General features: G+C 61.1%; 6 protein-coding genes. 3 read left to right on the forward strand and 3 right to left on the reverse strand.

What is annotated here, in order from left to right; genetic code table 11:
* Positions 1–80 precede the first annotated feature (80 nt).
* The 3 genes from ACYVGC_RS24310 to ACYVGC_RS24320 are packed head-to-tail and all read left to right on the forward strand — an operon-like array spanning position 81 to position 3,701.
* A complete protein-coding gene (locus tag ACYVGC_RS24310; protein WP_460586444.1) occupies positions 81–1,640 on the forward strand; it encodes an ABC transporter substrate-binding protein in 1,560 nt (519 codons plus the stop codon).
* A gap of 1 nt (position 1,641) precedes the next feature.
* Positions 1,642–2,703, forward strand: coding sequence for an ABC transporter permease family protein (locus ACYVGC_RS24315; protein ID WP_460586445.1), 1,062 nt, complete (start codon positions 1,642–1,644; stop codon positions 2,701–2,703).
* Entirely contained in the window at positions 2,700–3,701 is a 1,002-nt protein-coding gene (locus tag ACYVGC_RS24320) for an ABC transporter permease (protein WP_460586446.1), read from the forward strand. Before ACYVGC_RS24315 ends, ACYVGC_RS24320 begins: the two co-directional genes overlap by 4 nt.
* Positions 3,702–4,428: 727 nt before the next feature.
* Here ACYVGC_RS24320 and ACYVGC_RS24325 read toward each other — a convergent pair.
* From ACYVGC_RS24325 to hemC, 3 genes are all read right to left on the reverse strand, one after another.
* Positions 4,429–5,334, reverse strand: a complete 906-nt coding sequence (locus ACYVGC_RS24325) for an SDR family oxidoreductase (protein WP_460586447.1) — start codon at positions 5,332–5,334, stop codon at positions 4,429–4,431.
* A 6-nt stretch (positions 5,335–5,340) separates the two neighbouring features.
* Positions 5,341–5,985, reverse strand: a complete 645-nt coding sequence (locus ACYVGC_RS24330) for a peptidylprolyl isomerase (RefSeq protein WP_460586448.1) — start codon at positions 5,983–5,985, stop codon at positions 5,341–5,343.
* A 63-nt stretch (positions 5,986–6,048) separates the two neighbouring features.
* On the reverse strand, positions 6,049–6,990 hold the full coding sequence (hemC, locus tag ACYVGC_RS24335; protein ID WP_460586449.1) for a hydroxymethylbilane synthase: 942 nt from the start codon (positions 6,988–6,990) through the stop codon (positions 6,049–6,051).
* Positions 6,991–7,161 lie beyond the last annotated feature (171 nt).

Genomic DNA, 7,161 nt, shown 5'->3' on the forward strand with positions numbered 1-7,161 from the left:
GCGACCCCGAAACGCTCGATCCACTGGCCCTACCCAACCAGAGTGCGATTGATGCCGTTAGCTTGCTTCATCTCTCGTTATTGCAAGTTGATTATCAGCACAATATCTACGCGCCAGCCCTGGCTGAACAGCTACCCAAGGCACAGTTAATCGGTGATTCTTTAACGCTGCTTGACTACCGGCTGCGGCCAGCCGCTACCTGGGACGACGGCCGGCCGGTGCTTGCCACCGACGTAGATTTTACCCTGAAACTGATTCAATGCCCCGGGCTACCCATCGAAAATAGCCGCGCGCAGTTCGGCTTTATTCGGCAAGTCCGGCTCGACCCCACCGACCCGCGCCACTTTGTGCTGGTGTGCCGGGGCCAGGGCACCGAATTACTTAATGCCTCGGGCGATTTTTCTATCCTGCCCGAAAGCCCGCTTGACCCCGCGCATACGCTGCGCCAACTGTCGCTAGCGGCGTTGCAAGACTGGCCGGCCACGCGCCCGCCCGCGCCCCCGGTAGCGGCCCTGGTGCGCCGCTACCAGCAGGCCAATCTGGCGCGCCAGCCCGAGCACCTACCGGGCTGCGGGCCCTACCGCTTGGTGAGTTGGGAAACCAACCAACGCCTGCGTTTTCAGCGCAAAGCTCACTGGTGGGCCGATGCCCTGCGGCCCGCCCCCTTTGTGCTGCAAGCGCGGCCCCGGCAGCTGGTGTTTGTCATTTTGCCCGATGATGGGGCGGCGGTACTCGCGCTGCGTCGCCACGAGCTAGACGTGTACGCGCAAATCCCCGCGCGGCTTTTTCAGCAATTACAAGCCTCAAAAGCTGCGCAGCAGGAATTTGTGTTCTACACCAAGCCCTCCTACACCATGCTAATGGCGGGCTTTAATACCCAGCGGCCCGCCCTGCACGACCGGCAAACGCGCCAGGCGCTCAGCCGGCTTTTTGACTTCGCCGGGCTGCTGGCCGCTACTCAATTGGGCGAGGGTAACCGCACGGTAGGCCTGTTACCCCCCAGCAACCCCTTCTACAACGACAGCCTGCCGCTGCTCTCCTATGCCCCGGCCCAGGCCACCGCCCTGCTGCGGCGGGCTGGTTGGCAGCGCCAGCCAGATGGCCACTGGCAGCGGCCGGGGGTAGCTGCGCCGCTGGCACTCAGCCTGCGCTACCGAGCTGGCGATGCTACGCACGCCACCGTGGCCCTGCAATTTCAGGCGGCGGCCGCGCAGGTAGGCATTCCTGTCACCTTGGTTCCAACCGAACACTCGGTACTCACGGGCAGCTTGCAAGCGGGTGATTTTGACTTGTATATCAGCATGTTGAAGGGTAGCCCCCTTGGCTTCAACTTTGCACCCATCCTGCATTCGGCAGCCGTGGGGAGCGGCAACCTCACCCGCTTTAGCCAACCTGCTACCGACCAGCTCCTTATGACCTTGATAACCGAAGGCAATGAGCGGCGCAAGCGCCTGCTGCTCCGGCGCTTCCAGGTGATGATGCAGGTGGAGATGCCCATTGTACCGCTGTTTTTTCTGCCCTACCGCATGGCAGTTAGCCGGCAGCTGCGGCACGTAGTGGCCTCGGGGCTGAAACCCGGCTACGCGGCCACTGCCTTGTCGTGGGCCACGCCCAGCACCCTTCAGCCCGACTTGCACTAGTATGGCGCGGTGGCTACTGGCGCGGCTTGGGCGCGCGGCGCTGGCGGCCTGGGGCATTGCCTCCCTGGTTTTCTTGCTGAGCCGCCTGCTGCCCGGCGGCCCCGGGCAAGCGGCCCAGCCCGAAGCCGGCGACCTAAGCCGCCCAACGGTCGGCCGCCAGTCGGCGGCCAGCCAGGCGCTTACCCAGCAAGCGGTGAGCCAGCGCCTGGGCCTGGCCGAGCCGGTTTTCTACGTGTCGCGCGTGGCCGGCCCGCCCATTACCTGGCACTGGAATGGCCTGCACAACCAGTACCACCGCTGGGCGGCCCAGGTGCTGCGCGGCAACCTGGGCCAGTCGTACCGCGATGGCCAACCCGTAACTGCCCTGCTGGCGCACGCCATTGCCTACAGCTTGCCCCTGGCCGCTACGGCGGCGGGGCTGGCGTTGGCAGTGGCGCTGGGGCTGGGGCTGTACCTGGCGCGCACGCCGCACGGCTGGCTACCCGCGCTGGTGCGCACGGGCTTGGCTGCACTGCAAGTAACGCCCCTGTTTTTGCTGGCGCTGGTACTGCTACTGCTATTTGCCAACCCGGATGCGCTTAACTTATTACCTGCTAATACATTAGATGGCGAGCTCCCTATTGGCTTGCCGGCCTTGGGCTATTGGCTGGCACGGGCAGCTTTGCCGCTGCTCAGCCTGGTGCTGGCCGTGCTGCCCAGCCTCACGCTGCCGCTAGTGGCCGCCCTGCGCGATGAGGCTGCCCTGGACTATGCTACTACGGCCCGCGCTAAGGGGCTCACGGTGCAAGCTATGCTTTGGCGGCACGCCCTCCCCAACGCCTTGCTGCCGCTCCTCACCACCCTCACCGAGCTACTACCAACCTTAGTGGCCGGCACCGTGGTAGTAGAAGTACTTTTTGCCATACCCGGCAGCGGCCGCCTGCTGGCCGAAGCCGCAGCGGCGCACGACTATCCGCTCGTACTAGCCGGGGTACTGCTCACGGCGGCCGTGCGCCTGCTCAGCCTGGTGCTGGCCGATGTGCTCTACTTTCTGGCTGACCCCCGCCTGCGCCCCACCGCATGAAGCCCATCGCCCTGCCCCCCCTTGCGCAGCCGGGCTACTGGCTGGCCCTAGCTTGGCTGGGGCTGGTGGCCGCAGTGGGGCTCTTGGCCCCCTGGCTCCCCCTGCCCTACCCCGCCGCTACCCCCGATTTACTTCACGTAGCCACGCCGCCTGCCTGGGCGGGGGCCGGGCCCGCGCACTACCTCGGCACCGATGCGCTGGGGCGCGATGTGCTGGCCGGCCTGGTAGCGGGGGCCCGGCGGCTGCTGGCCCTCAGCCTGCCCGCCGTAGGGTTGGCCACGCTGGTGGGGGCGCTGGCGGGGGCCACGTCGGGCTTTTGGGGCAACCAGTTGCGCGTGCCTCTGGCCGCCGTTACCGGGCTGCTCGCCGCCGCTTGGTGGGGTTGGTCGCTACCCGGTCATTTTATTTTTATTTTACTGATAATCACTACTTTGTTGCTGATTATCATGGGTCGGCGGCGTACAGCCGCCCGGCAATCAGGGCTCACGGTGGCCTTGCCGCTCGATGGCCTGATACTAGGGGCTACGACGGTACTTGGCGCAGTGCCTCGCCTCATTTTGCTGGTTGCGCTGGCGGCGGGCGCTCCCCTGGCACCAGTGCAGCTACTGGGCATACTGGCGCTCCTTGCCTGGCCCGAGCCCGCCCGGCTGGTGCGCGCCCAAATGCTGCGGGTGCGCGCCCTACCCTTTATTGAGGCCGCCCGGGCCAGTGGCCTGCCCGAAGGCCGCATTTGGTGGCACCACGCCCTGCCGCATGCCTGCCGGCCGCTTTGGGCTTTTGCTCCTCTCAGCTTGGCCGGGCTCATTGGGCTCGAAAGCGCGTTGGCTTTTCTGGGCATTGGGCAGGCCCCCGACGTGGTAAGTTGGGGCAGTCTGCTGGCCTCGGTGCGGCAAGCCCCTGCTGCGTGGTGGGTAGCGGCCGGACCAGGCCTTGCCCTTCTCCTAACCCTACTCTCCTTACAGCAAATAGCCCGTTTTCTAGCTAAAAAACGGGCTTAAAAGCAAGCTTAGGCATCAAATGGCTGACTACGGTTGTCACTAATCTACTGCAAACGACCAAATACGGATAACTTCTTTTAAACCATAAACTATTGTTGCTCAATTACTTAATATAAAAACCTGTTTCATTATTCATTTTTTTTTGTATTATTTTTATTATAATTTGTCTTTTGCTACTCATAAAGTAATTTCCCTAATGTCACAGGAACACGGGTTTTGTCCTTTCACCAGCTTATTGGGGTCACTAATATTGTATAAGATTTATGCATTACCACTACTCCTTGTCCAACTATTTACCCCCACTATCTCTTCATATTATGAAACCCTCGTATGCTTGCCGGCAAAGTGCAGCCTCCTCTGCTACCCCGTACGCGACTTTGGCCGCTGGCCGCGACTTCACTACGCTTGATGGCCAAATAGTACCGCGTGCTGTGGGCGAATTGGCCTTGCGCCAACGCACCGCCATGTTGGTTGGTGGCCTGCTTATCGGCGAATGGCCCGAAAATATCTAGTCCCAGACTTTACTCATTGCAAAATTTACTTTACTAAAAACTTTCTTGCAAAGAACTTATTGACAAATACTTACGTTGCTAATACTTTGAAAAAAGTCCTCTTATCATTGTCCAGCTATCAGTTGTTGAGTATTATAGAAGCGGAAGGCTTATAGCAAATAAAGCCCGCTGGCAATGCCAGCGGGCTTTTTGTTTGGGTTGTTTTTGTTGCGTGGTTAGTGGCTCAGTTGATGTTTTACCAGCGCCAGGCCTTCGGCGAAGGAGTGCGGCTGGTAGCCCAGTTCTCGCTCGGCCTTGTCAATGCGGAAACCAGTACGCGGCGGGCGGCGGGCCGGCTGCACAAATACCTGGCTATCCACGCGCGTTAGCAACGCCACATCAAGGCCGAATGCGGCGGCCACCTGCTGGGCCATCTGGTAGGGCGTAAGCAGCTCGCGGCCACTGAGGTGGTAAATGCCCTGGGCCGACTGCTGGGCTAGCAACCAGCAACCCTGAGCCAGGTCTTCGGCCAGGGTGGGCGTGCGCCACTGGTCATCTACCACCTTGATTTGTTGCTTGTTGCGCAGCGAATCGCGCACCCAGAGCACGAGGTTGCTACGCCCCCCGGCGGCCGTGGTGCCATACACGAGCACCGTGCGGGCAATGGCCCAGCGCAGCCCCGCCGTGCGCTGCACGACCTGCTCAGCAGCCAGTTTGCTGGCCCCGTAGTGGCTGATGGGGTCGGGCGGCGCATCTTCGGCCAGCAGGGCCTCTTCGCCGTTGAAAATGAAGTCGGTGCTGAGGTGTGTGAGGTGGATGTTAAGCTGGGCGCAGGCGGCGGCCAAGTGCTCGGTAGCCGTCACGTTTTGGGCCCAGCAGGCGGCTTGATTTAGCTCACAATCGTCTACTTGGGTGAGGGCGGCGGTGTGAATAACGTGGCTGGGCTGCTCCTGGGTTAGCACTTGCTGCACCTGGGCGGGGTCAGTCACGTCGAGCGGCAGGTAACGCAGGGCCGGGTAGTGCGCCTCCAGGCGATTCGTACCGCGAGCCGTGGCCACCAGTTCCACGCCGGGCGCCTGGTGCAGCAGGGCCACCAGCTTTTGGCCCAGCAGGCCGTTGGAGCCGGTGAGGAGGATTTTCATGAGCTGCTAGTAGGTGTAGCCGTACAACTGGCTGATTTTCTTCTTTTTAAGATTTTCCACTTTCATCGTCATGCGCAAGTCGGTAAGGGGGCGGTCGCGGCCGTCCTTGGGTAGGGTGGCAATTTTATCCACAACTTCTTGGCCCTGAATAACTTGACCGAACACAGTATACTGTCCATCCAGGAAGTGCGTACCCTGGTGATTCTCCACGATGTAGAACTGGCTGGGATTGCTGGCGCGCTGAGGGTTAACGAAATCGGCCTGGCGGGCGGCGGCAATGGCCCCGTAATTCTGCTTGTGGGCGGGCACCAGCTCGGCCGGAATAGTGGCCTCGTTGGGCGGACCCTGGCCGTCGTTGGTGGGGTCGGCGTCCTTGGAGTTGGGGTCGCCGCCCTGCACCATAAAGTTGGGGATGACACGGTGAAACGTAGTGCCGTTGTAGAAGCCACTGACGGCTTTTTTCAGAAAATTAGCTTTGTGCAACGGCGTGTCGCTGAATAAGATAAGTCGGATATCGCCCAGGCTAGTGCTGATGGTCACAACTTCGTCTTTCTTACTGATTTTGGGCTTTTTGGCGGCCAGGGCCGGGCCGCTGGCGAGCAGCCCCAGGGCAATGGCAGCAGTGCAACACAAGCGAGAACTCCGGTTCATAAGCAGGGGAGCTGAGACAATTAAGGGAAACGTTAAATTATCTTATAACTCAGTAAATCAGAATTATAGCTCACCTCGGTGCTCACGGATGCTATCTAGAATGGCCGCGCCGCCGTGGCTCAGCACGTAGTCGGCCACGGCCATGCCCAGGCCCTCGGCCTGCGCGGGGGATGCGGTTTGCACAAAGTCGATATACTCTTCGCCGCTGAGGCTGATGAGGCCGCCGTGCAGGCGAATGTCGCCAGCCGCGTCGTAGGTAGCCAAAGCAAACGACGGGATGCTGCACCCGCCCTCCATGGTGCGCAAAAAGGCGCGCTCAGCCAGCAGGCAGCGGTGGGTGGCGGCGTGGTCGAGAGCCTTTTTTATCTTGTCTTTCAACTCGTTATCCAGAAATCGCGAGCTTTCGACGGCGATACTACCCTGGCCCACGGGCGGCACAAACTTGTCGGTGGGCAGCGTGTGGCGGATGAGGCTGTGGTAGCCCATGCGGTGCACGCCGGCGTAGGCCAGCACTAGGGCATCGTACTGGCCTTCTTGCAGCTTACGCAGGCGCGTTTGGAGGTTGCCACGCGCCTCGGCAGTGTTGGCCTGCGGGTAAAAGCGGCGCAGCAGCGCCTTGCGGCGGGTGCTGCTGGTGCCCAGCAAAATGCCCGGCTTGCTGATGTCAAAATCTTCCTGAAAGCTGACTATCACGTCGTTAACCTGCTCGCGCTCCAGGAAAGCCAGCAGCTCCAGGTCGGGCGGAATGGTGCTTTGCACGTCTTTGGCCGAGTGAATGGCCAGGTGGGTTTCGCCGCGGCGCAGGCTTTCTTCCAGCTCTTCGGTGAACACGCCCTTAGCCCCGATTTTGGCCAGCGAGCGGTCGAGCACCTGGTCGCCCACGGTTTGCATGGGCACTATTTCGGTGGGCAGCCCGGCCTGGTTGAGCAGGCTAGCAACGTGCTCGGTTTGCCACAGGGCAAGGCGGGAGGCGCGGGTGGCGAGGCGGATGGGGGTCGAAAGCATATCTTTTTTTAACGCAAAGTTTCGCAGAGTGGGCAAAGTTTCGCAAAGTTTGGCGTCCGCCTCTGCGAAACTTTGCCTACTCTGCGAAACGCTGCACTTAGAGGCTATCCAAATAGGGATTAATTTGGGGTATGGCTACTACTCAAGAGTTCATCATTTCCGATACGTTAT

This window comes from Hymenobacter arcticus (assembly GCF_054779975.1).